The organism is Streptomyces sp. 891-h, from assembly GCF_022760275.1.
Classification (GTDB): domain Bacteria; phylum Actinomycetota; class Actinomycetes; order Streptomycetales; family Streptomycetaceae; genus Streptomyces; species Streptomyces spirodelae.
Genome location: NZ_CP050693.1, coordinates 4,180,777 through 4,207,077, shown reverse-complemented (window position 1 = coordinate 4,207,077; position 26,301 = coordinate 4,180,777). Strand labels below are relative to the sequence as shown.

General features: G+C 72.9%; 22 protein-coding genes. 12 read left to right on the top strand and 10 right to left on the bottom strand.

Annotated features, from left to right (window positions below):
• Positions 1–32: 32 nt before the first annotated feature.
• The gene (locus tag HC362_RS18405; RefSeq protein WP_243085017.1) at positions 33–929 is read right to left on the bottom strand and encodes a hypothetical protein; all 897 of its coding nucleotides are present in this window, start codon (positions 927–929) and stop codon (positions 33–35) included.
• Between the two features lie 33 nt (positions 930–962).
• Positions 963–1,496, bottom strand: a complete 534-nt coding sequence (locus HC362_RS18400; protein WP_243085016.1) for a YbhB/YbcL family Raf kinase inhibitor-like protein — start codon at positions 1,494–1,496, stop codon at positions 963–965.
• 129 nt (positions 1,497–1,625) lie between these two features.
• Here HC362_RS18400 and HC362_RS18395 point away from each other — a divergent pair, with 129 nt between their 5' ends.
• Positions 1,626–2,318, top strand: coding sequence for a GntR family transcriptional regulator (locus tag HC362_RS18395; protein WP_243085015.1), 693 nt, complete (start codon positions 1,626–1,628; stop codon positions 2,316–2,318).
• A gap of 147 nt (positions 2,319–2,465) precedes the next feature.
• Positions 2,466–5,153 (top strand): helicase-associated domain-containing protein, encoded by a 2,688-nt coding sequence (locus HC362_RS18390; RefSeq protein WP_243085014.1) that lies wholly within the window; start codon positions 2,466–2,468, stop codon positions 5,151–5,153.
• 115 nt (positions 5,154–5,268) lie between these two features.
• Here HC362_RS18390 and HC362_RS18385 read toward each other — a convergent pair whose 3' ends face one another.
• Both HC362_RS18385 and HC362_RS18380 read right to left on the bottom strand, forming a co-directional pair.
• Positions 5,269–5,913 (bottom strand): RloB family protein, encoded by a 645-nt coding sequence (locus tag HC362_RS18385; protein WP_243085013.1) that lies wholly within the window; start codon positions 5,911–5,913, stop codon positions 5,269–5,271.
• Positions 5,858–7,228 carry an ATP-binding protein gene (locus HC362_RS18380; RefSeq protein WP_243085012.1) on the bottom strand — a complete coding sequence of 457 codons (1,371 nt, stop codon included), beginning with the start codon at positions 7,226–7,228 and terminating at the stop codon, positions 5,858–5,860. Before HC362_RS18380 ends, HC362_RS18385 begins: the two co-directional genes overlap by 56 nt.
• 219 nt (positions 7,229–7,447) lie before the next feature.
• Here HC362_RS18380 and HC362_RS18375 point away from each other — a divergent pair, with 219 nt between their 5' ends.
• The gene (locus tag HC362_RS18375) at positions 7,448–9,127 is read left to right on the top strand and encodes a DNA repair helicase XPB (protein WP_243085011.1); all 1,680 of its coding nucleotides are present in this window, start codon (positions 7,448–7,450) and stop codon (positions 9,125–9,127) included.
• Between the two features lie 18 nt (positions 9,128–9,145).
• Here HC362_RS18375 and HC362_RS18370 read toward each other — a convergent pair whose 3' ends face one another.
• Positions 9,146–10,462 (bottom strand): AMP-binding protein, encoded by a 1,317-nt coding sequence (locus HC362_RS18370; protein WP_243085010.1) that lies wholly within the window; start codon positions 10,460–10,462, stop codon positions 9,146–9,148.
• 876 nt (positions 10,463–11,338) lie between these two features.
• On the opposite strand from HC362_RS18370, the gene HC362_RS18365 reads away from it, so the two are divergent.
• From HC362_RS18365 to HC362_RS18350, 4 genes are all read left to right on the top strand, one after another.
• Entirely contained in the window at positions 11,339–13,582 is a 2,244-nt protein-coding gene (locus HC362_RS18365; RefSeq protein ID WP_243088680.1) for an AAA family ATPase, read from the top strand.
• A gap of 63 nt (positions 13,583–13,645) precedes the next feature.
• Positions 13,646–14,644: a serine/threonine dehydratase gene (locus HC362_RS18360; protein WP_243085009.1), complete on the top strand. Its 999-nt coding sequence runs from the start codon at positions 13,646–13,648 to the stop codon at positions 14,642–14,644.
• Between the two features lie 186 nt (positions 14,645–14,830).
• Positions 14,831–15,526, top strand: a complete 696-nt coding sequence (locus HC362_RS18355) for an alpha/beta hydrolase (protein ID WP_243085008.1) — start codon at positions 14,831–14,833, stop codon at positions 15,524–15,526.
• Between the two features lie 26 nt (positions 15,527–15,552).
• On the top strand, positions 15,553–15,900 hold the full coding sequence (locus HC362_RS18350) for a hypothetical protein (protein WP_243085007.1): 348 nt from the start codon (positions 15,553–15,555) through the stop codon (positions 15,898–15,900).
• A 16-nt stretch (positions 15,901–15,916) separates the two neighbouring features.
• On the opposite strand, the gene HC362_RS18345 is transcribed toward HC362_RS18350, so the two are convergent.
• Both HC362_RS18345 and HC362_RS18340 read right to left on the bottom strand, forming a co-directional pair.
• The gene (locus tag HC362_RS18345; RefSeq protein WP_243085006.1) at positions 15,917–17,968 is read right to left on the bottom strand and encodes a bifunctional aldolase/short-chain dehydrogenase; all 2,052 of its coding nucleotides are present in this window, start codon (positions 17,966–17,968) and stop codon (positions 15,917–15,919) included.
• Between the two features lie 144 nt (positions 17,969–18,112).
• Entirely contained in the window at positions 18,113–18,496 is a 384-nt protein-coding gene (locus HC362_RS18340) for an ArsR family transcriptional regulator (RefSeq protein WP_243085005.1), read from the bottom strand.
• Positions 18,497–18,642: 146 nt separating this feature from the next.
• Here HC362_RS18340 and HC362_RS18335 point away from each other — a divergent pair, with 146 nt between their 5' ends.
• Positions 18,643–19,941: an MFS transporter gene (locus HC362_RS18335; protein ID WP_243085004.1), complete on the top strand. Its 1,299-nt coding sequence runs from the start codon at positions 18,643–18,645 to the stop codon at positions 19,939–19,941.
• Between the two features lie 184 nt (positions 19,942–20,125).
• Here the strand turns inward: HC362_RS18335 and HC362_RS18330 are convergent, their stop codons facing one another.
• On the bottom strand, positions 20,126–20,830 hold the full coding sequence (locus HC362_RS18330; protein WP_243085003.1) for a copper homeostasis protein CutC: 705 nt from the start codon (positions 20,828–20,830) through the stop codon (positions 20,126–20,128).
• A 67-nt stretch (positions 20,831–20,897) separates the two neighbouring features.
• On the opposite strand from HC362_RS18330, the gene HC362_RS18325 reads away from it, so the two are divergent.
• On the top strand, positions 20,898–21,683 hold the full coding sequence (locus HC362_RS18325) for a hypothetical protein (protein WP_243085002.1): 786 nt from the start codon (positions 20,898–20,900) through the stop codon (positions 21,681–21,683).
• Between the two features lie 81 nt (positions 21,684–21,764).
• The gene (locus tag HC362_RS18320) at positions 21,765–23,093 is read left to right on the top strand and encodes a Cmx/CmrA family chloramphenicol efflux MFS transporter (protein WP_243085001.1); all 1,329 of its coding nucleotides are present in this window, start codon (positions 21,765–21,767) and stop codon (positions 23,091–23,093) included.
• A 49-nt stretch (positions 23,094–23,142) separates the two neighbouring features.
• Here the strand turns inward: HC362_RS18320 and HC362_RS18315 are convergent, their stop codons facing one another.
• Positions 23,143–23,403, bottom strand: coding sequence for a DUF4031 domain-containing protein (locus HC362_RS18315; RefSeq protein ID WP_243085000.1), 261 nt, complete (start codon positions 23,401–23,403; stop codon positions 23,143–23,145).
• A gap of 28 nt (positions 23,404–23,431) precedes the next feature.
• Complete coding sequence (locus HC362_RS18310) at positions 23,432–23,839, bottom strand: hypothetical protein (RefSeq protein ID WP_243084999.1); 408 nt, start codon at positions 23,837–23,839, stop codon at positions 23,432–23,434.
• A gap of 109 nt (positions 23,840–23,948) precedes the next feature.
• Here HC362_RS18310 and HC362_RS18305 point away from each other — a divergent pair, with 109 nt between their 5' ends.
• A complete protein-coding gene (locus HC362_RS18305) occupies positions 23,949–24,962 on the top strand; it encodes a MurR/RpiR family transcriptional regulator (RefSeq protein WP_243084998.1) in 1,014 nt (337 codons plus the stop codon).
• A gap of 127 nt (positions 24,963–25,089) precedes the next feature.
• Entirely contained in the window at positions 25,090–26,265 is a 1,176-nt protein-coding gene (gene murQ / locus HC362_RS18300; RefSeq protein ID WP_243084997.1) for an N-acetylmuramic acid 6-phosphate etherase, read from the top strand.
• Positions 26,266–26,301: the final 36 nt, after the last annotated feature.

Sequence of the window (26,301 nt, the reverse complement as noted above, 5' to 3'; positions counted from 1 at the left end):
CCGCGAGGGAGTGCCATCCTGGCGGTCGAGCTTTAGGCGGGCTCGGACAGTCCGTGAACGGCCTTGAACGTCCCTGCCGCGGTGAACGCGTCGGTGATCGGCGCGATGAGTGAGGCGAAGCGGCGGGCACCCGCGGTACCGATCGGCGCCCACAGCGCTGTGCAGTGCTCGTCCGTTTCCACTTCGATGCGCTCGCGTGCCGCTCTGCCGGCGCCGGTGACCACGCCGTGGGAGTCGAGCCAGCCGCGCGCGACGAGGCGTGCCGTCGCCGCGGCCCACTCCTCGTCGTCCCACTGGCGGGTCGCTCGCACGAGAGCTGTCGGCAGGCGGCCGGTCGCGGTGTCCAGAACGAGGCAGTCGCACGGCCCGAGGCCGCCTGCGGCGAGTACGACGAGATGGGCGTCACCGCGCCACTCGCGTGCCACCGTGAGCTGCTGCCAGAGTGCGACGAGAGGATCCGAGGGGAGCGCGACCGAGGCGTTCGCGGCAGCGAGCACCTTGCCGGCGTAGTCGGCACCGGCGACGACCGGGTCGATCAGCGAGCGTGCCTCGGCGAGGTGGTCGTCCGTGAGATGTACGTCGACGCGCCGCATCGCCCGCCCGGCGGCCCGGAAGCGGGCAGCCTGCCACCGCTCGGGCGGCGCGGCGTCCCACACGCCCGCCATGGCCCGCACTGCCCGCGGGCTGAAGTTGTAGAAGGCCGCGAGCGTGACCTGCCAAGGGACCGCGCCCATCGCGGCCGACCGGAAGGCCAGATACGCCGGCCCGCGGTCGGTCACACGGAGCCCGGCCGCCTCCGCGGCGCTCTCGGGGGCGAGGTAGATGAACAGGTGGGCGGCGCTGACGGCGCGGCTGACGTCACGGACGGCGTCGAGGTCCACCGGGCCGTCACCGGTGCGGGCGGGATCGGACAGGCCGTCGAGGTGCATGGCGGTGGTGTCTCCGGGAGTCGGGCGGCGCGGTCAGGCGGGTGTTTCGGCGGTGGCGATCAAAACCGCGCGTCCGAGGGTGTGCCCGGCCATGGTGAAGCCGAGGACGGCCGGTGTGGTGTCGGCCGGGACGCCTGTGGCGGGGATGTCGAGGGCGTGCACCACCACGAAGTAACGGTGCGGGCCGTCTCCGGCCGGCGGAGCGGCGCCGATGTAGCGGGCCACGCGGGTGTCGTTGGGCAACTGGTAGGCGCCCTCCGGCAGTTGCGAGCCGGTGTCGTCGCCGGCGCCCTCGGGGAGCTCGGTGACGGTGGCGGGGATGTCGGCGACCGCCCAATGCCAGAACCCGGACCCGGTGGGGGCGTCGGGGTCGTAGACGGTGACGGCATAGCTCTTGGTGCCGTCCGGGGCGCCGCTCCAGGACAGCTGCGGGGATATGTCCTTCCCGCCGGGCACGCCGGAGGAGTGCTGCTCGGGTGGCCACGCGGCGCCGTCGATGACGGTGGTGCTGGTGACGGTGAACGAGGCCGCCTGGGGGAGGCGGGCGAAGGGGTCGTTGGAAGACACAGCGGTCGTTCCTTTCCGGACGAGGGCGACCTGAGCGCCCACTGAAGCGACCTGAGCGGCCACGGACCGGCCGCTGAATCGACCGTAACACAGAAAATCGATTATCTGAGGATCGTCTACGATGACCTCATGAGTCAGACGGTGCCCTCCTCTGCCCCGCCGGGGAAGCAGATGCTTTCCGAGCAGGTCTACGCACACCTGCGGGACGCGATCATGCGCGGGGACCACCGCCCCGGTGCCCCCCTCAAACCGCAGGCTCTTGCCGAGGAGCAGGGCGTGAGCCTGGCCGTGGTGCGCGAGGCACTCCTGCGGGCGGTCGGCGAAGGGCTCGCCGACCGGCTGCCCAACCGCGGTTTCGCGGTCCCGTCCTTCTCCGACCGCCGTTGGCAGGAGATCGCGGAGGCCCGCCGGACCGTCGAACCGGTCCTCCTGCGCATGTCCATCGAGCGCGGGGACGTCGACTGGGAGGCCCGCGTGCGGGCCGCCCACCATCGTCTGGTGCGGACCCGGGCGTACGAGCCGGCGGAGGGCGAGTACTACACCAGCGCTTGGGCCGAGGCTCACCGGGCCTTCCACCGCACGTTGCTGGAGGGGTGCGGCAATCGCGCGCTGCTGGAGACCTTCGACCGGTTGTGGACCGCGAGTGAGCTGGCCCGCCGTTGGTCGGCGCACCGCAACCCCGACCGGGACGGCGCCGAGGAACACCGCAGACTGGAGGAGGCGGCGCTGGCCCGCGACGCCGACGCCGCAGCAGCGGTCCTGGTCCAGCACCTCACCTTGACCGCGGCTGGACTGACCGGCGATTCAGGACAGCCCACCTAGGCTCGCGCCACCACAGCGACGTCGGGTTGGGAACACACGTCCAGCCCGCATCAGCGCGTCAACGGCACCCCGGGGAGGGTGGCGGAGGAGGGCCGGGTACGCATCGCAGCCGGTGGTGCGGGCCGGGCGCCCGCTACCGTTGGGTGGATGAGCAGTGAGCAGAACGGGGGCTCTCCCTCTCAGCCGGACGCCGCCCAGCGGCCCGGGCCCGGGCCCGGGTCCGGGCCGGGTTCCGGGTCCAGGCCGGGTTCCGGGTCCGGCCCCCGCACTCTCGCGGAGGACCTCCGCGCCCGGGACGACAGCGCGCTCGCCGCGCTGCTGCGGGCGCGCGCCGACCTCCTCTCCCCCGTTCCCGGCGACCTCACCCAGCTCGCCACCCGTGCGGGGACCCGCGCGTCCGTCGTACGGGCGCTGGAGCATCTGGACCAGTTCACGCTCCAGACCGCCGAGGCGCTGGCCGTCGCACCCGGCGCCCCGCCCGCCTCCGGCGCCGGGCCGCAGGAGAGCGCTCCGGCCGGCAGGGAAGCCCTCAGCGGGCTGCTGCCCGACGAGGAGGCCGCCGAGCGGCTGCCGCGGGCGCTCGCCGAGCTGCGCGCGCGTGCCCTGGTGTGGGGCCCTGAGGAGCAGCCGCGGCTGGTGCGTACTGCGCGTGAGCTGCTCACCTCGCCCTCGCCCACCGGCCTGGGCCCCACCCTTGTGGAGGCGGTGGCGGCGGCCGGGCCGGCCAAGCCCTCGCCCTCGCAGTTGCAGGAGACGCTGGCCCGGGTGGGGCTGCCCGGCACCCACGACCCGGTCAGTGCGCTGTCCGCGCTGACGTCCCTGTTCAACGACCCCGAGCGGATGGCGGCGCTGCTCGCGGAGGCGCCGGAGGGTGCCGAGGCGGTGCTGCGGAAGCTGGAGTGGGGGCCGCCCTACGGCACCGTCGGTCTGGAGGCACCCTCGCCGCAGGTGGCGTGGCTGCTGGACCGTGCGCTGCTGGTCCCCACCGGCGGCGACACTCCGGGTGGCCCCGGCGCGCCCGGCAGCGTCGTACTGCCCCGCGAGGTCGCTCTGCACCTGCGTGGCGGCCGCGCGCACCGGATGCTGGAGCCGAGCGCCCCGCCGGTCGCCGTCGCCCGGACGCACCCGGCCGGGACGGTCGACGCCACGGCGGCCGGGCAGGCGATGACGGCGGTGGCGACCGTCGAAGAGCTGCTGAGCCACTGGGAGACGGAGCCGCCACCGGTGCTGCGTGCGGGCGGGCTGGGCGTACGCGACCTCAAGCGGACCGCCGTAGCGCTGGACCTGCCGGAGCCCGCCGCCGCCTACTGGATCGAACTCGCCTACGTCGCGGGCTTGGTGGCCTCCGACGGCGAGGTGGACGAGGCGTACGCACCGACCCCCGCATACGACGAGTGGCTGCGTGCCGCACCGGCCGAGCGGTGGGCGAAGCTGGCCGTGGCCTGGTTCGGGGCGACCCGTACGGCCGGACTGGTGGGCGAACAGGACGGGCGGGGCCGCGGCCTGGCGCCGCTGGGGCCCGGACTCGACCGCAGCCCGGCCCCCGAGGTGCGGCAGCGCGCCCTCGGCCTCCTGGCCGCACTGCCGCCCGGATCCGCGCCCGACCGCGACACCCTGCGCGAGCGGCTGCGCTGGGAGCGGCCGCTGCTGGGCAACCGGGCGGCGGCCCGTACAGCGGCGGCGGGTCAGGGCGAGACCGGCGGGGGCCGGGGGCTGCGGGCCCGGCTCCTCGACTGGGCGCTGGACGAGGCGGAGACGCTGGGCTTCACCGGCAGAGGCGCGCTCGCCTCCTTCGTGCGGCCCCTCCTCGAAGCGGGCGCCGGGGAATCCGCCACTTCGCCCGATCCCCGCACGGCCGATGCCGCCGCCGCGGCCGACACCGACGCCGATGCCGCCGTCGCCGCCGTCGCCGAAGCGCTGGCCCCGCACCTCCCCGAACCCCTCTCCGAGGTGCTGCTCCAGGCCGACCTCACCGCCGTGGCCCCCGGCCCCCTGCAACGCGACCTGGCCGCCTTCCTCGCCGTACTGGCCGACGTGGAGTCCAAGGGCGGCGCGACCGTCTACCGCTTCACGCCCGGCTCCGTACGCCGCGCCCTTGACACCGGCCGTACCGCCGCCGACCTGCACGCCTTCCTCGCCGCGCACTCCAGCACGCCGGTGCCGCAGCCGCTGACGTACCTGATCGACGACGTGGCGCGCAGGCACGGGCAGGTACGGGTGGGCGCCGCCTCCTCCTACGTACGCTGCGACGACGACGCGCTGCTCGCCGAGATCCTCGCCGACCGCCGCTCGGCACCGCTGCGACTGCGCAAGCTCGCCCCCACGGTGCTGGCCTCTGCGGCGCCGCCCGACCAGCTGCTGGCCCGGCTGCGGGAGATGGGACACGCGCCCGCTGCCGAGTCCGCCGAGGGAGACGTACTGCTGACCCGCCCCGACGCGCACCGCACACCGCCGCGCACCGCGCCCGAGCCGGTGCCGGAGGGGCCGCCCGCCCCGGACGCCGCCCTGCTGACGGCCGCCGTCCGCGCGATCCGCGCCGGCGACCACGCCGCCGTCGTCCCCCACAAACCCAAGCCCCCCACGGCACCGCCGCCCCAGGGCGGCCTCCCGCGCACGGTCATGGCCGAGACCCTCGCCACGATGCAGTCCGCCACCCTCTCCGGCGCCCCGGTGTGGATCGGCTACGTCAACGCCGACGGCGCCGCCTCCCAGCGCGTGATCGCCCCCGTCAAGGTGGAGGGCGGCTTCGTCACCGCCTACGACCACACAGCGGAAGAGGTCCGCACCTACCCCCTGCACCGCATCACGGGCGTGGCCGAGGTCTCGGAGGACTGAGCGGCCCCGGGGAGGGGGCGGACGAGCGGGCGGGACAGAGAGAAGAGCTGCGTCCGGAACGCGGGCAGGAGCAGCAACCGGGGGCTCTTCTCTCCACTCCCCCGGGCCTCCTCACTCACCCCCGGGCCCGGCGCCGCTGAGCCAGCAGCCCTTCGACCAGTACGTCCACGTCCGTCCACGGGTTGACCTGATGCCCGGCTCGGCCCGGCGGCGCGGCGGCGCGCAGTGCCGCGGCCCGCTCGACAGCCTGTGGATGCAGCGGCTTCAGCGGCGCGTATCTGAGGTGTTTGCGGTCCGCGTGGTACCCACAGGCGGCGTGCCTTTCAAGGAGTTTCTGTGCTGCCTCAGAAGTCCGGTAGCCGCGGAGCTCCTGGAAATGGAGCAGCAGCCATAATTCGAAGCACGGGTTGCTCAGGGCGACACTCAGTCCTTCGCCGCGCGCCATGCGCAGCGCCCTGTCCAGGTCGGGATGGGCAGCTGGTGCCTCGACGTCCATCACACACCACACCTCGTCGTACGGCGTGAAGCGGTCCTCCCGGCTGCGTGGGGCGCGCTCCTTGTGCTTGGCGGCGGCACGTACGAGTTCCGTGGGCACGCCGTGCCGGGGGCCCAGCTCCACCTGCACCGGAAGCCCTCGCAGATCGCCCTTCAGGCCGCGAAAGTACTGGTCCTCGGTGCACTCGCCTTCACAGTAGATGAGGACTCTACGCAGCTCCGGCCGCTTGGGACCGCCCCGCTTCAACGGCTTGCCCCGCCCCACTGTCGCCTCCACCCGCAATCTCGTCGGCCATCCGCCGGAGCAGTTCGTCGTCGAGGAACGGTAGCGCGCCGTAACGCCCCGACAAGTAGCGCTTCTCCAGGTTTTCCTTGGCGTCCCCGGAGTCCCGTACGTAGAAGTCGGTGATCGGGAAAATCCGTGTCGCCAGGGTGTCCGGGTCCTTCTCCGTGAACCAGATCTCGTCACGGAAGAGGTGGGTGCGCGCGTTGTTGCCGAGCAGCGATGCCTCGTGCGTGGTGAAGAGCAGCTGGGCTCCCTTCCTGTTGATGTCCGGCGACTGGAACATACCCACCAGCGCGTCGGCGAGGTAAGGATGCAGCCGGGCGTCCAGTTCGTCGACGACGAGCGTTCCGCCCGCCCCCAGCGTGTGGAGCACCGGACCGAGCATCCCGATCCAGGTGCGGGTGCCGCTGGACTCCTCCTCAAGTTCAAGGGCGAAGGTGCGGCCCTCGGCGCGGTGCTGAACCCGTACGTGGTAGTCGGGTACATTCACGCGGAAGGACACTCCCAGGTCACTCAGGGCCGCTTCGATCCGCTTGGTCTCGTCCAGCAGACGCTCGTCCGGGTCGCTGAATTCCAGCTCGGTGACGCCGAGGTCGGAGAAGCGCAGCAGATCGATCAGGGCGTCCTGGTTTCGCCCGTCCCTGCTGTGCAGCAGACCGACCGTGTAGTTGAGGCGGGCCTGGTAGTTGCGATCGCTGGCGATGCGCAGGCCGTCGCGGAACCAGCGGTGCAGACGCCCGAGGAGTTCATGGTTCTGCGCTGCGGCGACCGACAGATAGAGAGCGTTGGGACGCAGCAGCTCCGAGATGGTCTTGCGCCGGCCGGTCAGGGACCGCCCGAACGTCAGTGAGTCCGGCCCGCTGCCGGTCCGCGCGTACAGTTTGCGCCGCTTGCCCTCGGGAAAGTACGAGAGCCACTCCTCACAGACACTCTCGTCGTCCACAGTGAACCCGAACTCGTACCGGACGCCGTCGACAGCGAGGTCCAGTTCGTACGTACTGGGGTGAGCGCCCGGGTCCGGGCGGAGCCGGAACGGTTTGCGCGGGACGCCTCCCGCAGGGTCCCAGTGCCGGAAGGAGTCGAGGACTGCGGCGCGCATCCAGGCCAGGGCGGACACGACATTGGACTTGCCGGAGGCGTTCGCCCCGTATACGGCCGCGACCGGAACTGCTGAGAACCGGGTGCCCGGTACAGGCTGCTGTGCCCGCTGCGGCCGGTCGTCCCCGGCGATGAACGAAATCTCCTGTTCGTCCCGGAGAGAGGCGTGATTGGTCACCTGGAAGCGCAGCAGCACGGTAGCCTCCCCAGGATGCGGCTGAAGATGTCGTTGCAGGGCTCTTTTCGTCGTACTGCGACGATAACGGCCCGCATACGACACACACCAGACCGTCAGCCGATCGTGTTACCGGCTCTCGCCCGTCGACTGCGGCGCGGGATGACCCCGGACTCGAACACCGCCCGGTGCGGCACACTGGACGTTTGGTCCCGGTACCGAACGTCGGAAGGGTGACGCGTGAACGGTGGCCCCCTGATCGTGCAGAGCGACAAGACGCTGCTGCTCGAGGTTGATCACGAGCTGGCCGAGGCGTGCCGGAGGGCCATCGCGCCGTTCGCGGAGCTGGAGCGGGCTCCGGAGCACATGCACACCTATCGGGTGACACCGCTGGGGCTGTGGAACGCGCGGGCCGCCGGGCACGACGCGGAGCAGGTGGTCGACGCGCTGGTGGAGTACGCGCGGTATCCGGTGCCGCACGCGCTGCTGGTGGACATCGCGGAGACGATGGCGCGCTACGGGCGTCTCACGCTCAGCAAGCACCCCACACACGGGCTGGTGCTGGAGTCCACCGACCGGCCGGTGCTGGAAGAGGTGCTGCGGTCGAAGAAGATCCAGCCGCTGGTGGGCGAGCGGATCGACCCGGACACCGTGGCCGTGCACCCCTCCGAGCGCGGTCAGATCAAGCAGGTGCTGCTGAAGCTGGGCTGGCCGGCCGAGGATCTGGCCGGGTATGTGGACGGCGAGGCGCACCGCATCGCGCTGGAGGAGGACAGCTGGGCGCTGCGCCCGTACCAGCAGCAGGCCGTCGAGGGGTTCTGGCACGGCGGCTCGGGTGTCGTCGTCCTGCCCTGCGGCGCCGGGAAGACGCTGGTGGGCGCCGGCGCGATGGCCAGGGCGCAGGCGACCACGCTGATCCTGGTCACCAACACCGTCTCGGCCCGCCAGTGGAAGCACGAGCTGGTGCGCCGCACCTCGCTGACCGAGGACGAGATCGGCGAGTACAGCGGGACGAAGAAGGAGATCCGCCCCGTCACCATCGCCACCTACCAGGTGATCACGACGAAGCGGAAGGGCGTCTACCCGCACCTGGAACTGTTCGACTCCCGTGACTGGGGCCTGATCGTCTACGACGAGGTGCATCTGCTGCCGGCCCCCGTCTTCAAGTTCACCGCCGATCTGCAGGCCCGCCGCCGGCTCGGGCTGACGGCGACCCTGGTGCGGGAGGACGGACGCGAGTCCGATGTGTTCTCCCTCATCGGCCCCAAGCGGTTCGACGCGCCCTGGAAGGAGATCGAGAACCAGGGCTACATCGCGCCCGCGGACTGCGTCGAGGTCCGGGTCAGCCTCACCGACTCCGAGCGGCTCGCCTATGCGACGGCCGAACCGGAGGAGAAGTACCGCTTCTGTGCGACCACCGACAGCAAGCGGCGGGTCACCGAGGCGCTGGTGCGCCGCCACGCGGGCGAGCAGACGCTGGTCATCGGCCAGTACATCGACCAGCTCGACGAACTGGGCGAGCACATCGGGGCACCGGTCATCAAGGGCGACACCAGCAACGCGCAGCGCGAGAAGTTGTTCGACGCTTTTCGGGCGGGCGAGCTGACCTGTCTGGTCGTCTCCAAGGTGGCCAACTTCTCGATCGATCTGCCGGAGGCCACTGTGGCGATACAGGTGTCGGGAACCTTCGGTTCCCGACAGGAGGAGGCCCAGCGCCTCGGGCGGGTGTTGCGGCCCAAGGCCGACGGCCACGAGGCGCGGTTCTACTCCGTTGTGGCGCGGGACACCATTGATCAGGATTTCGCGGCGCACCGGCAGCGGTTCCTCGCGGAGCAGGGGTACGCGTATCGGATCGTGGATTCGGTGGATTTGTTGGCAGAGCGGCCGGACGTCGCCGATGCGGAGCCCGACGAGGTGTAGTGCCCTGCCGGGTACGCCTCAGTGGCCCTCCCTCCAGGTGGAGGTCTTCGGGGGTTTCATGGCGACGCGGCCGTCCGGGGTGATGGTCGCGGTTTCGCCGGTGCGCAGCCAGCCCTCGTGGAGGGGGGCCTCGTCCTCCACGTACGAGGCGGTGATCCACGGCCCGCGCAGCAGCAGCTCGCCCTGGGACTGGCCGTCCCAGGGCAGCGGCGTCAGGTCGGGGCCGGTGACGCCGTACTCGACCGAGGCGGGGAAGCGGTAGTGCCCGGACTCGGGGCGGGCCACACACGCCGGGGAGAGGGTCTCGGGCGCGCCCCAGGCCGCCGCCGTGCTGATGCCGTGCCGTGAGCCCAGTTCCTGGGCCAGCAGCGGGCCCCCGGGCTCCTCGCCCGGCCCGCCCACCACGACGGCCTCCCGGAGCGAGGACAGGTCACGCGGGTGGGCCGCCAGCTCCTCCAGCAGACCGTCCCATACGGCCGGGTCGGCGACGGCGAGGGTGGGGCGCTCCCGTTCGGCCATCTCGGCGAGCGGGGCCGGCTGGTCGTAGGTGCCGGGCAGCAGCAGTGAGGCGCCGCCCGCGAACGCGGCGTAGGGCAGGCCCCAGGCGAGCATCCGCGACATCGGTACGACGGGCAGTACGAGGTCGTCCTCGCCGATGCCGTACGCCTGCGGGGTCTGCGCCTGCAGCGCGTGCAGGTAGAGGGCGCGGTGGCTGTAGGCGACCCCGCGCGGGGCCGTGCCGTCGTCGGAGGCGGCGTGGCAGAGCACCGCCGCGTCGCGCTCGTCGAGCTCCGGCCAGTCGTAGCGTTTGCGGCGGTCGGTGATCAGCTCCTCGTAGTCGTGCACCTCGGCGCCGTACGCCGTGCCGCCGCTGACGACGGCGGCTGAGTCGCTGCCGCCGGCGACGATCACATGCCGCAGATGGCCGAGCCGGGGCAGTACGGAGGCGAGGGGGGCGAGCCCCGTGGGGTCGGTGATCAGGACCTGCGCCCCGCCGCGCACCGTCGCCGCGACGAGCTGGTCGGCCGGCAGCCACGGGTCGAGGGTGTGCAGGACGGCGCCCATCGAGGGAACGGCCAGATACGCCTCCAGGTGGTCGGCGGTGTTGGCCATCAGGGTGGCGACGGTGTCACCGGCCGTCACCCCGAACTCGTCATGGAGGGCGCCGGCGAGCTGGATGGCGCGGACGCCCGTGTCGAAGAACGTACGGCGGTCGGGTTCGGCTCCGCCTGCGGTCCCCGCCCAGGTGGTCACCTGGGACGTTCCGTGCGCGAGCGCCCCGTGCACGAGGAGCCGGGTCACGGTCAGCGGGATGTCCTGCATTGTGCTTCGCACACCGGCCTCCTCGGGCCTCTTCACACTCTGGTCGGCGGCCGTCCTGACGCCGTTCGGCGGACCCGTGGCCGGCGGGTGCCGGCCGGCGGGGCGCCCCTCGGCGGGATCGGCCGGGTGGGTAGCCGGATTGTCGACCTGGTCGTCCCTGTTGATTCTTGCCCGGAGAGCGCGCGGTGTCAGCGGGACGTGGCGGCGCGGCGGGGGCGCGTATGCCGAGGGCGTGCCGTCGGCAGGGGGGCTCACGAGACGGGGACCCGTGGTGTGGGGCGCGCTCGCGGGGTGGCGTCGGGGCGGGGTGTGGGGCGGCGTGTGAGGCGGGCGCGTGGCTGGTGGGGGGCGGGTTCGGGGCGTGCGCGGGTCCGGGGAGCTCGGCGCCGCTGCCAGTCACCCGTGCCGCCTCCTCGTCACCGGGAGGGCGGACCGTCCCGGATCGCCGTTGATTGCCGCCGGGCGACGACCTTAATCCAGTCACCGCCCCGACATCGAAACGGCACCGGCCCGAAGCGGCCCCTGGTCCGTCCCCGGAGAACCCCGGAAGGGGCTGTGACGGCCCTGAAAAGGGGTCGCCGACCTCCCAGGAGCTGGCTACAATCCCCCACTTGCCCCCTCGCCGCCCCCGCTCGGAGCGAGGCGCCCGCCGCACGGAAACCGGCCGGGCTCGTTCGTAGGCCGGTACGTAGATCTGCGTAGGCCTGCGTAGACCTGTCCATCTGTACGCCTGCACCCGTGTGCTGCGCCTGCGCCGCGTATCCGCCGCCTGCCCCGACGGCGGCGTGCCAGCGTGCGCGCACCCGCACGCGGCGCGCGGTCGCGTGCTCGTGCCCTCCCGGAGGCAGCCTGGTGACCACTCGACCAGCAACCGAACCGATCGACCCCATCGACCCGACCGGACCGACCGGACCGACCGGCCAGTCCTCCCCCGACGGCGATCCACTCGGGAGCGAACGCGCCCACCTCGCGGCCTCGCGTGCCGCGCTGCGGGCCATGCGGGCCGACGCGGAGGCCCTCGACATCCGCGATGTGACCGCCAACTGGGTCAATGCCGAGGTGCTGGCCTCCGGCATCGAGGCCCGTATCGCGTCACTGGCCGATCTCGCGCACGCACCGCTGTTCTTCGGCCGACTGGACTACCAGCGTGCGCTCGGGGACGTCGGCGACGGTACCCCGGACGGTGACGACGGGCGGAGGTTCTACATCGGACGGCGGCACGTCCACGACGCGGACGGCGACCCGATGGTCGTCGACTGGCGTGCCCCGGTCTCACAGCCGTTCTACCGCGCGTCACCGAAGGATCCGCAGGGAGTGGCGCTGCGTCGCCGGTTCGGGTACACGGGCGGCGAGCTGACCGCGTACGAGGACGAGCGCCTGACCGGCCCCGGCACCATCGGCGAAGCCGGGGACTCCGGGGGCGCCGCGCGGCGCACCAGTGCGCTGCTCCAGGCCGAGATCGAGCGACCGCGCGTCGGCCCCATGCGGGACATCGTCGCCACGATCCAGCCCGAACAGGACGAGATCGTGCGCGCCGGGATCGAGGGCACCGTGTGCGTGCAGGGCGCGCCGGGCACGGGGAAGACCGCCGTCGGCCTGCACCGGGTGGCGTATCTGCTGTACGCGCACCGGGAGCGGCTGACCCGTACGGGCACGCTCGTCATCGGCCCGAACGACTCCTTCCTCCGCTACATCGAGCAAGTGCTGCCCGCGCTGGGCGAGGTGGCGGTACGGCAGACGACCGTGGAGGGGCTGGTGGCACGGCCCGAGCTGCCCGTGCGGGCGGTGGACGAAGCGGAGGCGGCACGGATCAAGGGCGATGCGCGGATGGCGGAGGTGCTGCGCCGTGCCGTGCACGCCGGGGTGCGCCCGCTGCCCGCCGAGCCGTGCGTGGTGGTACGCGGCTCGCGGCGCTGGCGGGTTCCCGCGTACGAGATCGACGAGCTGGTCCGGGAGTTGCTGGCCCGGGACATGCGGTACGGGGCCGCGCGCGCGGCGCTGCCGCAGCGGATCGCCCATGCCGTGCTGGTGCGGATGGAGCAGGCGGGCGAGGCGCCGGACGACCGGGTACAGGACGCCGTGGCCAGGAACGCCGCCGTCAAGGCCGTGGTGCGCGAGGTGTGGCCGGCCGTCGATCCGGCGAAGCTGGTGCTGCGGCTGCTGTCCGATCCGGAGTTCCTGGCCGAGCAGGCGGACGGGGTGCTCAGCCCGCAGGAACAGCGGGCGATCCTGTGGGAGAAGCCGGCGCGCGGGGTCAGGAGTGCAAGGTGGTCGGCCGCCGATGTGGTGCTGGTGGACGAGGCCGCCGACCTGGTGGAGCGCACCCCCTCGCTGGGGCATGTGGTGCTGGACGAGGCGCAGGACCTCTCCGCGATGCAGTACCGGGCCGTGGGGCGGCGCTGTTCGACGGGATCGGCGACGGTGCTGGGCGACCTGGCGCAGGGGACGACTCCGTGGGCCACCGAGAGCTGGGAGGCCGCGCTGGAGCATCTGGGCAAGCCGAGCGCCGTGGTGGAGGAGTTGACGGAGGGCTTCCGGGTGCCGCGCGAAGTGATCGCGTACGCCTCACGGCTGCTGCCGGACATCGCGCCGGGGCTGCGGCCGGCGACATCGGTACGGGAGTCGCCGGGGGACTTCGAGGTGCGGCGGGTTCCGGGTGGCGGTGCGGAGTCCGGTCCAGGGGACGGTGGTGGGTTCCCGGTGGCGGCCGGTGCGGCGCTCGATCGGCTGGTGGTCGACGCCTGTCGGGACGCCCTGGAACGGGAGGGCTCGGTGGGGCTGATCGCCGCAGACTCGCGGGTGCCCGCGCTGCGGGGCGCGCTGGAGGCGGCGGGGCTCGGCTGGCTGTCGCCCGGCGAGGAGACCAGTGCCGACGCGCGGTTGACGCTCGTACCGGCCACGCTGGCGAAGGGTCTTGAGTACGACTACGTGGTGCTGGACGAGCCGGCCGCGATCGTGGCCGGGGAGCCCGACCGGCGGACCGGGCTGCGGCGGTTGTACGTCTCGCTGACCCGAGCGGTCTCCGGGCTCGTGGTGGTGCACGCGGCGCCTCTGCCGGGGGCGCTGGCGGGTGGCGGCACCGACGGGGCGTTGACGGAGCGACGGGGCGGTCGGTGTGAGGCCGTAACGTAGCCGTAACGTAGATGTTTGTCCCTTCACATCCGAGCACGTCCGAGCACGTCCAGGAGTCGCGCCGTGCACCATCTTTCGTACGGAGATGTCAAGACCGCCGCCGACCGGGTAGCCGGCGGCGTTCGCCCTGTCGCGGTTGCGCGCGCGGACGCCGGTGCGGCCCCAGGCGCCGCTCCGGAGTACGAGCTGTACTTCGCGCTGGAGTTCATGCAGCACACCGGGAGCTTCAAGGCCCGGGGCGCGCTCAACTTCCTGCTCGCGCACCGGGAGAGCGGTGAGCTGCCCGACACGGGTGTCACCATCGCCTCCGGCGGCAACGCGGGGCTCGCGTGCGCGTGGGCCGCGCGGGGGCTGGGTGTGCCCGCGACGGTCTTCCTGCCTGAGACCGCGCCGGAGGTGAAGGTCGACCGGTTGCGCTCGTACGGGGCCGAGGTGCGGCTGGTCGGTGCGGAGTACGCCGAGGCCGCCGCGGCGTGTGAGGCGTTCGCGGAGGACACCGGGGCGCTGCGGTCGCACGCGTACGACCACCCGCTGATCGCCGCCGGGGCCGGGACGTTGGTGGAGGAGATCCGGTCGCAGGTGCCGCTGGTGGACACCGTGGTGGTGTCGGTGGGAGGCGGCGGGCTGTTCGCGGGGGTCGCGGCAGCCGCGCAGCACCATGGAATCCGGGTGGTGGCGGTGGAGCCGGAGCGGTGCCGTGCCTTGAACGCCGCGTTGGAGGCGGGGCGCGTGGTGGATGTGGCGGTCGACTCCGTGGCCGCCGACTCGTTGGGCGCGCGGCGGGCCTCTCCGATGGCGCTTGCGGCGGCTGGTCATCGGAATGTGCGGTCGGTGCTGGTGAGGGATGAGGCCGTGGTGGCGGCGCGGCGGGAGTTGTGGGAGGGGTATCGGTTGGCGGTGGAGAACGCGGCGGCTACGGCGGTGGCTGCGGTGGCGTCGGGGGCGACAGGGGCGGGGGAGGGTGCTCGGGAGGGTGCGCCTTATGTGCCTTCCGTTGGGGAGAGGGTTGTTGTGGTGCTGTGCGGGGGGAATGCCGATCCGGGGGACGTCATTGCTTCTTGACAGCTCCGGCCTCGGGCCGGGGAGGGGTGAGGCGGGGTTCCGCAGGATGCGCAAATTGGGCGTTTGTTGCCGGGTTTGCGGTTCGTTTTCTCGCTCCGCTCGTGGCACGCCGGCGGGGGCGGGTTGTTTTTTGGTTACCTGCTGAACCGGTGACGTTTTTGGACCCTTGTCGGGGGAGGGGGCTGGATGAAGCTGAACGTTCATGAACGGGGCAGCGGGGACAGGGTTGCGCTGCTGGTGCACGGGGGCATGGCCGACCATCGCACCTGGCACGCCGTGGAGGACCACCTGGTGGGCCTGGGGTACCGGGTGATCGCGCCCGACCTGCGGGGGCACGGGCGGAGTCCGCGCGGCGAGTACGGCCGGCCCGAGTTGTTGGCGGACGACCTGGTGGAGAATCTGCCGACGGGTGCCGAGGTGGCGGTGGGGCACTCGCTCGGTGGGCTGGCGTTGGCACTGGCGGTCGATCGGCTGCGGCCGGGCAGGGTCGTGTACTCGGATCCGGGGTTCTCGCTGCGGAACGTTCCGGCTGCGGCGACGGCGGCGATGCGGGAGATGGTCGGGTCGTCGACGGTTGAGAGCATACGGGCGCGGAATCCGCGCTGGTCGGAGGAGGATGTGGCGGCGGAGGCGGCTGGGTTCGGGCTGTTCGACGTCGCTTTTCTGGATGGGGTGGCCGAATTCGACGGCGCCTACCTGCCGGAGCGCGCCGGGGTTCCCTCGCTGGTGCAGTTGGCCGATCCGAGCCTGTGTGTGGACGCGGAGGGTGCGGCGCTCTTGCGGGAGCGTGGCTTCGAGGTGCGGGTGGTGCCGGGGACGGGGCACTGCATTCACAGGGACGATCTGGAAGGGTTTTTGCGGTCCCTGGAGGGGTGGGTCTGACTGCGGACCGTCGGTATGGTGCCAGGGTGAGAGCACCGGGCAGCAACGAGTACGAGCGGCTTCAGCAGGACGCGCTGCGGATGCGCACGTCGTCCCCGGAGGAGCGGAGGGCTTTCCTCCGGCCGCAGCGGACCTCCCCGGCCAACGCGCGGAAGGCCATGATGGCCGTCGCCGTGGTGTATCTGGTCGGTGCGATCATCGAGACGGTCAAGGCGATCCTCGGGGGTGAGTCGGCGCCGTTGATCGCCGTGCTGGTGGCCGCCATCGCTCTGGCGGGTGCCATGTTCGAGCTGGGGCGGAGGGGTCGTACGAGGATCGGTTTCACCGTCTTCGTCGTCGGTCTGGTCGGGCTCTCGCTGGTGCAGACTCTCTGAGGTCGCCACGCGGGGTTCAGCGGAGGAAGGCGGCGGGTACGCCGGCGTCCACCGGGATGTGGAGGCCGGTCGTGTGGGTCAGGTCGCCGCCGGTGAGGGCGAAGACGGCGGCGGCGACGTGTTCCGGCCGGACCTCGCGTTTGAGCAGGGTGCGCTGGGCGTAGAACTCGCCGAGTTCCTCCTCTTCCACGCCGTAGACGGCGGCGCGCTGGGCGCCCCAGCCGCCGGCGAAGATGCCGGAGCCGCGTACGACGCCGTCGGGGTTGACGCCGTTGACGCGGATGCCGTGTGCGCCCAGTTCGGCGGCGAGGAGGCGGACCTGGTGCGCCTGGTCGGCCTTGGTGGCGGAGTAGGCGATGTTCTCGGGACCGGCGAAGACGGCGTTCTTGGAGGCGATGTAGACGATGTCGCCGCCCAGCTGCTGGGCCTGCAACTGCCGGGCTGCTTCGCGGGAGACGAGGAAGGAGCCGCGGGCCATGACGTCGTGCTGGAGGTCCCAGTCGGCGGCCGTGGTCTCCAGCAGGGGTTTGGAGAGGGAGAGGCCGGCGTTGTTGACGACGAGGTCGACGCCGCCGAAGGCGCGGGCCGCGGTGGCGAAGGCGGCTTCGATCTGCTTCTCGTCGGTGACGTCCACGGTGACGGGGACGGCCTTGTCCGGCCCGCCCAACTCCTCGGCGACGGCTGCCGCCTCGGGCCCGGCACGGTCGGCGACCACCAGGCAGGCGCCCTCCGCGGACAGCCGCCAGGCGATGGCCTTGCCGATACCGGAGGCGGCCCCGGTGACCAGCGCGGTCCGGGCGGCCAGCGGCTTGGGGCGGGGCATGCGCCGCAGCTTGGCCTCCTCCAGCTCCCAGTACTCGATGCGGAACTTCTCCGACTCCTCGATGGGCGCGTAGGAGGAGACGGCCTCGGCGCCCCGCATCACGTTGACGGCGTTGAGGTAGAACTCGCCCGCTACGCGCGCGGTCTGCTTGTCCTTGCCGAAGGAGAACATCCCGACGCCGGGTACCAGGACGATCGCGGGGTCGGCGCCGCGCATCGGGGGCGTGTCGGCGGTGGCGTGCCGGGCGTAGTAGGCGGCGTACTCCTCGCGGTAGACGGCGTGCAGTTCGCGCAGCCGGTCGACGGTCCGGCCCAGGGGCGCTGTGGCGGGCAGGTCGAGGAGGAGGGGGCGGACCTTGGTGCGCAGGAAGTGGTCGGGGCAGGAGGTGCCGAGCGCGGCGAGCCCGGGGTGCTCGGCGCGGGAGAGGAAGTCGAGCACGGGCCCGGCGTCGGTGAAGTGGCCGACCTGGCGCAGGTCGGTGGAGACGAGCCCGCGCAGTACGGGCGCCAACGCGGCGGCACGCGCCCGTCGTTCGGGTCCGGGCAGCGGTTCGTAGCCGTCGCCCAGGCGCGGGCCGAAGGGTTCGGGGGTACCGCGTCGGGCCAGGAACTCCTCCGCTGTCCTGATCATCCACAGGGAGTTGCGCTCGCACTCCTGTGAGGTGTCGCCCCAGGCGGTGATGCCGTGGCCGCCCAGTACGACGCCGACTGCCTGCGGGTTGGCCTCCTTGACGGCGGCGATGTCCAGCCCGAGCTGGAATCCGGGGCGCCGCCAGGGCACCCAGACGACGGCGTCGCCGAAGCACTCGCCGGTCAGCTTCTCGCCGTCGGCGGCGCAGGCGAGGGCTATGCCGGAGTCGGGGTGCAGATGGTCGACATGTGCCGCGTCCAGCAGGCCGTGCATGGCCGTGTCGATGGACGGTGCGGCGCCGCCCCTGCCGTGCAGGCAGTAGTCGAACGCGCCGACCATCTCGTCCTCGCGCTCTACGCCGGGGTAGGTGGCGGTGAGCGCGCGCAGCCGGTCCAGGCGGAGCACGGCCAGCCCGTCTTCGGTGAGGGTGCCCAGGTCGCCGCCCGATCCTTTGACCCACATCAGCTCGACGGACTGCCCGGTGACCGGGTCGGTCGCGCTGCCCTTGGCCGAGGCGTTGCCGCCCGCGTAGTTGGTGTTGCGCGGGTCGGCGCCAAGGGTGTGCGCGCGGTCGAGGAGTGCGGCCACGGCGGGGTGTCGGGACGAGGAGTGCATGCGCTTCCTTCGGTGGCGGGCGGCGACGGAACAACCTCGTGCAACGGTTCGTGAAGTTCGGTTCGTGAAGTTCGGTTCGTGAAACGATTCAAACAGCAAGCAGCAAGCTAGAGGGGGGCGTTGAGGACTGTCAACGGCTCCGGGCTACTCGGCGGCCGGGGTCCAGTCGGCGATCAGCGCGAGGAGGCCGGGGAAGCGGGCCTGCAGGTCCTCGATGCGGACCTGGTTGCGCCGGGAGGGGCCGTACTGCCGCTGCCGGATGAGGCCGGCCTCGCGCAGGGTGCGGAAGTGGTGGGTGAGCGAGGACTTGGGGCGGTCCAGCTCGAACCAGGTACAGGTGTGGTCGAAGTCGACCGACTCCAGCAGAAGCTTGCGCACCACACCGATCCGCAGGGGATCGCTGAGCGCCGCCATGACCGCCTCCAGCCGGATCTCCTCCCGCGCGGGCTCGGGCAGCGGCTCGGGGAGCTCCGCGCCGGGCGGGGGCGGCGGGACACGGAAGTCCCGGGCGAGGGCCGTGTCACTCATGGGGCCTCCTTCGGTGGCGACGGCGCTTCCTGGAGAAGTACGAGTTGCATCGTACTACCTCTGCTGGTACGAATTCTCTCGTACTACTTGTACGAGTCTACTCGTACACCCTCCTTCCCTGTCCTCCCCTGCCCAGGAGCGCACGCATGCCCACGCCCCCGCCGCCACCCGCCCCGTCCGCCGTACCCGGCCGGCGCTGGATGTGGCTGGCCGCCTGGCCCGTCGTCGCCGTACTGGCCCTCTCCAACGAACCCGCGCCGCTCTACGTCCTGTGGCAGGACCGGATCGGCTTCTCAGCCGCCACACTGACCGCGGTCTACGCCTTCTACATCGCCGGACTCCTGGGCACCCTCACCGTCGCGGGCACTCTCTCCGACCGGTTCGGACGCAAGCCGGTGCTGCTGCCCGGGCTGGCGCTCGGACTGCTGGCCTCCGCGCTGTTCGCGGCCGCGCACTCGGTTCCCGCACTCGTCGTCGCGCGGCTGCTGAGCGGGGTCGCGGTCGGAGCGTTCCTCTCCGCCGGGATGGCCGCGGTTTCCGACCTCGCGGACCGTACGCAGAAGCGAACCGCCGGGCTGATCGCCTCGTCCTCGATGGTGGGCGGCGCCGCCGTCGGCCCGCTGCTGGCCGGACTGCTGTCCGAACTGGTGCCCGGACCCTCGGTCACCGTCTTCGTGGTCCAGTTCGCGCTGCTGCTGGCCGCGCTCGTGGTCGTACTCCGGATGCCGCTGCCGCGCCGGACACCGGACGGTGCGACAGCGCGCCCCCGGCGGCTGGTCCGTGTCCCCTCGGCGCCGCGCGCCAACCGGCGCCAGCTCCTGCTCGGCCTCGCCGTGTTCGCACCGGCGATCGCCGCCACCGGTTTCGTGCTGTCGCTCGGGCCGACCCTGCTCGCCGAACTGCTGCACACCAGCAGCCGGATCGTCTCCGGCGCGACCATCTTCGTACTGTTCGCCGCCGCGACCGGCATTCAGTTCGCCGCGCGGCGGCTGCGGGTGCGGACGGACCTGCTGACGGGCGCCGGGCTGACCGTGGCAAGCATGGCCACACTCGTCCTGGCCGTGCGCACCACCTCGGTCCTCGCCCTCGTCGCCTCCGCCGTGCTCGCCGGACTCGGCCAAGGGCTGACCCAGCTCGGCGCCCTGACCATGCTCAGCTCCAACGTCCCGGCCGCCCGCCTCGCCGAGGCCAACGCGGCACTGACCGCGGGCGGCTACCTGCTCGCCGGCGCCCTCCCGGTGGCCGCGGGCGCACTCAGCGACCTCACCTCGCTGAACACGGCCACTGCGGTGTTCGGCGCCACCGTCGCCGCGCTGTCCCTGGCGGGGGCGACGGCGGTGGTGCTCCGCGAGGGAGCGGGCGAGGGGGAGAGCGGAAACGGGGACGGCCCGGGCGGGGTCGTCGTCCGGGCCCGGCGGGTGCGGGTGCCTTCGGCGATTCGCTGAGGGTGGGCCGGTACGCAAAGGTCGCGGGCAACCCACAGGGGGCGCGGGGCTGTGCCTGATATGCGGCTCCGCCGCGTGGGCGCGAGAAACCACAACACAGCCGCAGCCCGCGAGAAGGCAGCAAGGGGCTGCCTCTCCCCGAGACGGGAAGAGGCAGCTGCGCGTGAGGGGCCGAAGGCGCGTGTCAGGGCTGATCGACGGCCCGGCGCCACGTCCGCACCGCCGCGGGGTCGACCGGACCGCTCCAGCCCCGGGGGCGCGCCGCGCCCCCGATGTGGAACCCGTCGATCCCCGCCCGGCACAGCTCGGGCACCTGGCCCAGGGACAGGCCGCCGCCGACCAGCAGCCGGGGGCCGTAACCCGGCTCGCCGGCCGCGGTGCGCTCCGCCTCGGCGAGCAGCGTCCGGTACCCCTCGGCCACGCCGTGCGGGGAGCCCGCGGTGAGGAAGGTGTCCAGGCCGGGCATGTCGGCGAGTTGCTTGCGCAGCGCGTCGCGGTCGGCGGCACGGTCCAGTGCCCGGTGGAACGTCCAGCGGCAGCCCGGGACGGCGGCCGTGACGGCCTCGATCGCCGGCAGGTCCGCCTGCCCGGTGTCGTCGAGGAAGCCGAGGACGAACTCCTCGGCGCCTGCCGCGCGCAGCGCCTCGGCCCTGGCACACAGTTCCCCGATCCCGGCGGCGCCCCCGGCGCTGAACCCGTCGGCGAGCCGCAGCATCACCCGAAGGGGGATGCTCACGGCGTCCCGGACGGCGGTGAAGGTCTCCACGGAAGGGGTGAGCCCGTCGGCGGCCATGTCGGTGACCACCTCAAGGCGGTCCGCTCCTCCGGCCTGCGCGGCAGCAGCGTCTTCCGCGCTGAGCGCGACCACCTCGAGAATTGGTCTAGACATGCGCAACAGAGTGCCATACGGCGAAGAGCGCTGGAAGACGGCGCTCCCCTCGGACCACAATTGCCCGATGTCGACAACAGAGCCACCCGAGGGCCGGCACCCGGGCAGCGGAACGGGCGCAGAGGGGAGCGCCGGAGCGGGCGCGGGAGCGGGCGCCGGGGCAGGCGCCGGAGCGGGCGCCGGGACTGCGGACGGTCCGCACCGGGCCCTGCTCGCACGCTGGAACACGCTGCTGATCAGCGCCCGCGGCGGCCCCGGAGGACCCGATCCGGCCCCGTACGGCGAGGATCTGCTGCGCCGCTGGTCCGAACCGCACCGCCGCTACCACGCCACCGGCCATCTGCACGCCGTACTCGACCGCGTCGACGAACTCGCCGCACACCCGCCCACCGCGCAGCCGGAGGCCGACCTCGACGCCGTGCGGCTCGCCGCCTGGTTCCACGACGCCGTCTACCGTCCGGACCGCAGCGAGAACGAGGAGCGCAGCGCCCGGCTCGCCGAACGCGCCCTGCCCGAGGCGGGGGTGCCGCAGGCGCGTACCGACGAGGTCGCCCGCCTCGTCCGGCTGACCGTCACGCACGATCCGGCGCCCGGCGACCTGAACGGGGAACTGCTGTGCGACGCCGACCTCGCCGTGCTGGCCGGCTCCCCGGAGAGCTACGCCCACTACGCCGCCGAGATCCGCCAGGAGTACGCCTTCGTCCCGGACGCCGCCTTCCAAGAGGGCCGCGCGACCGTACTGCACCAACTCCTCGGCCTCCCCCACCTCTTCCGCACCCCCTACGCCCGCACCCACTGGGAACCCACGGCCCGCCACAACCTGACGACGGAACTACGGCTGCTGAACGCCTGAACGTCTGGGCGCCTGACGCCTGACGCCAACAGTCGGCCGCCCGGCGGGAATGCGGGCACCGGTGCACGGGTTGGAGAGGGCATGCCTGGCGATCCCGTGGACGAAGCGCGCTCCGACACCCGTATCCCGTTCTCCGTCTACGTGCTGGGACTCTCCGTCTTCGCGCTGGGGACCTCGGAGTTCATGCTCTCGGGGATCCTCCAGCCGCTGGCCCGCGACCTGGGGGTGTCGATCCCGCAGGCGGGGCTGCTGGTGTCGGCGTTCGCGGTGGGCATGGTGGTGGGGGCACCGGTGCTGGCCGCCGCGACGCTGCGGCTGCCGCGCCGGACGACGCTGATCGCGCTGCTCGCGGCCTTCGCGCTGGGGCATGTCGTGGGTGCGCTGGCGCCCACGTACGAGGTGCTGTTCGTCTCGCGGATCGTCAGCGCGCTGGCGTGTGCCGGGTTCTGGGCGGTGGGTTCGGCGGTCGCCGTCTCGCTGGTACCGGGGAACGCGCGGGCCCGCGCCATGGCGATCATGGTGGGCGGGCTGAGCGTCGCCAATATCGCCGGGGTGCCTGCGGGCTCGTTCCTGGGACAGCAGGCCGGGTGGCGCGCGGCGTTCTGGGCGGTCGCGGTGCTGGCGGCCCTCGCGGTGGCCGGAGTGCTGGCGTCCGTGCCCGACACCCCCGTACCGACGGGTGCCCAGGCGCCCGACCTCCGGCGGGAGCTACGCATCTACCGCGACAAGCAGGTGTGGCTCGCGCTGGTGACGATCGCGCTGAACGCGGGTGCCGTCTTCGCGTTCTTCTCCTACCTCGCGCCGCTGCTCACCGAGGTGGCGGGCGTGCCCGAGAGCTGGGTGCCCAGCGTGCTCGCGCTGTTCGGGCTCGGTGGGCTGATCGGTACGGTGATCGGCGGACGGATCGCGGACGCTCACCTGTTCGGCACGATGTACGGCGGTATCGCCGCGTCCGCCACCGTGCTGACCCTGCTGGCGCTGCTCGCCGAGTACCGGTGGGCGGCGATCGCGCTGGCGCTGGTGCTCGGTGTCACGGCCTTCACCACGGGTCCCGCGCTCAACGCCCGGATGTTCAACGCGGCCGAGGCGGCACCGACCCTTGCGGGGGCCACCGCCACCGCCTCGTTCAACATCGGCAACACGGTGGGGCCCTGGGTGGGCGGCCTGGCCATCTCCGCCGGGTGGGGGTACGCGGCGGTCGCCTGGGTCGGCACCGCGATGGCGGCCTCCGCCGTACTGACCACGGCCATCTCCTCGCGGGTTCGGAGCCGCGCCCTGCCCCGGCGGGGCCTTCCCCCCTTCCCGTCGCAACGGCGCGCACCACACGAGACTTGCCCGGCGGTGCCGGTCCCGGCGAAACCCGCCGCGGATGCTGATGCCGTACGGCGACCGCGACACCTCGGTGGCTGAGCACGCACACGCGGCGGAGCCGCACATCAACGCAGCCCGGGGCGCCCCGTCAGCGGCCCTTCGGGGTGCGGAGGCCGGCGGCCGTCAGTCGGTGGAGGAGTTCCTTGGAGCCGACCGGGACGGCGCCGGCGCTCACCGCCGCGTCGTACAGCGAAGCCGGCACGTCGTAGTGATCGCCGTCGAACGCGCGCGGCGGGCATCCGAGGCCGGCGGCAAAGGTGTGGAGTTCCTCGTAGGAGACGTCGCTCACCAGGTGGGACCACATGCGGCCGTGCCCGGGCCAGATCGGCGGGTCGATGTAGAGCGTCACCAGGCGGGCCCCCGGCTCCGGCTCCGGCTCACAGCTTGCCGCCCAGGTAGCCCACCCGGGCCACCACTGTGGAGGTCTTGCCGCACACCCAGTGGGGTTCCTCGCCCAGTTCGGGCTCGACATCGAGCGCGTGCGGGTCCGAGCCGACGCACACGGGGCAGACCGGCCAGCGTCCGTACCGTTCGAGCAGCGCGTCCTGCACGTCCTGCGCCACCAGCCCGTCCACGAAGGCCACGCCCTCCGGCCACTGGCCGACCCACCAGCGGCGGTGCGTGACCGCCTCCTCGACCAGCGAGACGATGTCGGCGCGCGCCACGTCACTGGCCTCCAGGTCGGCGAGGATCAGCGCGCGGGCCGCGTGCAGCGCCCGCTCCAGCGCGTCCTGGGGGCCGTGTTCCGGCGGGCCCGGCTCCGGTGCGGGTTCCTTCGGTTCCATACCTCCATTGCACCACTGCGGGCGAACGCACCAGTGCGAACGGGGCGGGATCACAGCTCACGCCGCGTCGGGCATTGACGGTGGACCGATATGAAAATATCTTCCACCCGTGAGCAGTGACCTGAAGGAAAATTTCGCCTTCCGTCCGGGACGCCGCCCGGCAGGGCCCGGCACCCAGCCCCCGGCCCCCCGCGCGGCTGCCGAGTCCGGCGGCAGCTCGCCCGCGCGGACCACCAACCGCCCCGGCCCCACCGCGCTCGCGGCGAAAGTCCGCACCATGGCGCCCTCGATGACGCGTTCGATGCAGCGCGTGGCCGAGGCCGTCGCCAGCGACCCGGCGGGATGCGCCCAGCTCACCGTCACGGGCCTGGCCGAGCGCACGGGCACCAGCGAGGCCACCGTGGTGCGCACCTCCCGGCTGTTGGGCTACCCCGGCTACCGCGACCTGCGGCTCGCCCTCGCCGGGCTCGCTGCGCAGCAGGAGTCCGGCGCGGCCCCCGCCGTCACCGCCGACATCGTCGTCGACGACCCGATCGCCGACGTCGTGGCCAAGCTGGCGCTCGACGAGCAGCAGACCCTCGCGGACACCGCGGCCGGGCTCGACGTCGCGCAGGTGGAGGCGGCCGTCGCGGCGATGGCCACAGCGCGGCGTATCGACGTATACGGCGTCGGCGCCTCCGGCCTCGTCAGCCAGGACCTGGCGCAGAAGCTGCTGCGCATCGGCATGGTGGCGCACAGCCATGCGGACCCGCACCTGGCCGTCACCAACGCCGTCCAGCTGCGCGCCGGCGATGTCGCCGTCGCCATCACCCATTCGGGGCGGACGGTGGACGTCATCGAGCCGCTGCGGGTCGCCTTCGACCAGGGCGCCACCACCATCGCGATCACCGGCCGCCCCGACGGCGAGGTCGCCCAGTACGCCGACCACGTGCTGACGACCTCCACAGCGCGCGAGAGCGAGCTGCGCCCGGCGGCGATGTCGAGCAGGACCAGCCAACTGCTCGTGGTGGACTGCCTGTTCATAGGGGTGGCCCAGCGTACGTACGAGACGGCGGCGCCCGCGCTGTCCGCCTCCTACGAGGCGCTGGCACACCGCCACTCCCCCAGGCCACGCACCCGCTGAGGCCCCCACCGCCCGCGCACCTGCTGAAGGCCCCGCCGAAACGCGTCGCCCGTGCGACCCCCACCGGCCGCACGCGCCGCGCCGCGGCCCACCGGACTCCGCCCTGAGCCACAGAAAGCGCGCCCTCATGACCACCTCACAGTCCACCACCTCACAGCCCGGCGCCGCCCGACCCGCCACCGCACAGCCCGGCACGCCGCAGCCGAACGGCGCCCCGCAGCCCGGCACGTCGCAGCGCGGCCCGTCGCAGCCCGGCGCCCCGCAGCCGGGCGGCGCCGCGCGTTCCAGCGAGCGCGCCGACGCCGACGGGCTCGGTACCGACGGCTCAGGTACCGACGGCCCAGGCGCCGACGCCGGGCGCTCGCGCTACGGCGACCTGCGCCGGGAGCTGGACACGCTCACCACCGAGGCGTTCCGCAGCGAGCTGGCCGAGATCGACCAGCTCCCCACGCTGGAGATCGCCCGCATCATGAACGGCGAGGACAGCACGGTGCCCGCGGCCGTCGCCGCGCAGCTGCCCGAGATCGCCGCCGCCATCGACGCCGTCGCCGAGCGGATGGCACGCGGCGGCCGCCTCCTCTACGCGGGCGCCGGCACGGCGGGCCGGATGGGCGTGCTGGACGCCAGCGAGTGCCCGCCGACCTTCAACACGGAACCTGGCCAGGTCGCAGGATTGATCGCGGGCGGTCCCGGCGCGATGGTGGACTCGGTGGAGGGCGCCGAGGACAGCGCCGAGGCGGCGGCAGCCGATCTGGCGGCGCTCGGCGTGACGGCGGACGACACGGTGGTCGGCATCTCCGCGTCGGGCCGTACGCCCTTCGCCGTCGGCGCCGTCGAGTACGCGCGCTCCCTTGGCGCGCTCACGGTGGGGCTGGCCTGCAACGAGGGCTCGGTTCTCGGCACAGCGGCCGAGCACCGCATCGAGGTCGTCGTCGGGCCCGAGCTGCTGACCGGCTCCACCCGGCTCAAGGCGGGTACGGCGCAGAAGCTCGTGCTCAACATGCTCTCCACCATCACCATGATCCGGCTCGGCAAGACCTACGGAAACCTGATGGTGGACCTGCGCGCCTCCAACGAGAAGCTGCGGGCGCGCTCCCGGCGCATCGTGGCGCTGGCTACCGGCGCGCCGGACGAGGAGATCGAGGCGGCGCTGGCGGCCACGGACGGCGAGGTCAAGGCCGCGATCCTCACCCTGCTCGGCGACGTCGACGGATCCACGGCCCAGCGGCTGCTCACCGCCTCGCACGGGCATCTGCGCGCGGCACTCTCGGCGGCGACCGGCGCCGACGACGGCCAGGCCTGACCCCGCACCTGCCCGCACTCCCCCGCCCCCGGGGCA

Bases quoted from the DNA above. Each gene is read 5' to 3' on its own strand.
- HC362_RS18355 (WP_243085008.1), top strand. From the start codon at position 14,831: ATGAAGCTGAACGTTCATGAACGGGGCAGCGGGGACAGGGTTGCGCTG.
- HC362_RS18395 (WP_243085015.1), top strand. From the start codon at position 1,626: ATGAGTCAGACGGTGCCCTCCTCTGCCCCGCCGGGGAAGCAGATGCTT.
- HC362_RS18390 (WP_243085014.1), top strand. From the start codon at position 2,466: ATGAGCAGTGAGCAGAACGGGGGCTCTCCCTCTCAGCCGGACGCCGCC.
- HC362_RS18405 (WP_243085017.1), bottom strand. From the start codon at position 929: ATGCACCTCGACGGCCTGTCCGATCCCGCCCGCACCGGTGACGGCCCG.
- HC362_RS18340 (WP_243085005.1), bottom strand. From the start codon at position 18,496: ATGAGTGACACGGCCCTCGCCCGGGACTTCCGTGTCCCGCCGCCCCCG.
- HC362_RS18320 (WP_243085001.1), top strand. From the start codon at position 21,765: ATGCCTGGCGATCCCGTGGACGAAGCGCGCTCCGACACCCGTATCCCG.
- HC362_RS18310 (WP_243084999.1), bottom strand. From the start codon at position 23,839: ATGGAACCGAAGGAACCCGCACCGGAGCCGGGCCCGCCGGAACACGGC.
- HC362_RS18345 (WP_243085006.1), bottom strand. From the start codon at position 17,968: ATGCACTCCTCGTCCCGACACCCCGCCGTGGCCGCACTCCTCGACCGC.
- murQ (WP_243084997.1), top strand. From the start codon at position 25,090: ATGACCACCTCACAGTCCACCACCTCACAGCCCGGCGCCGCCCGACCC.
- HC362_RS18325 (WP_243085002.1), top strand. From the start codon at position 20,898: ATGTCGACAACAGAGCCACCCGAGGGCCGGCACCCGGGCAGCGGAACG.
- HC362_RS18335 (WP_243085004.1), top strand. From the start codon at position 18,643: ATGCCCACGCCCCCGCCGCCACCCGCCCCGTCCGCCGTACCCGGCCGG.
- HC362_RS18330 (WP_243085003.1), bottom strand. From the start codon at position 20,830: ATGTCTAGACCAATTCTCGAGGTGGTCGCGCTCAGCGCGGAAGACGCT.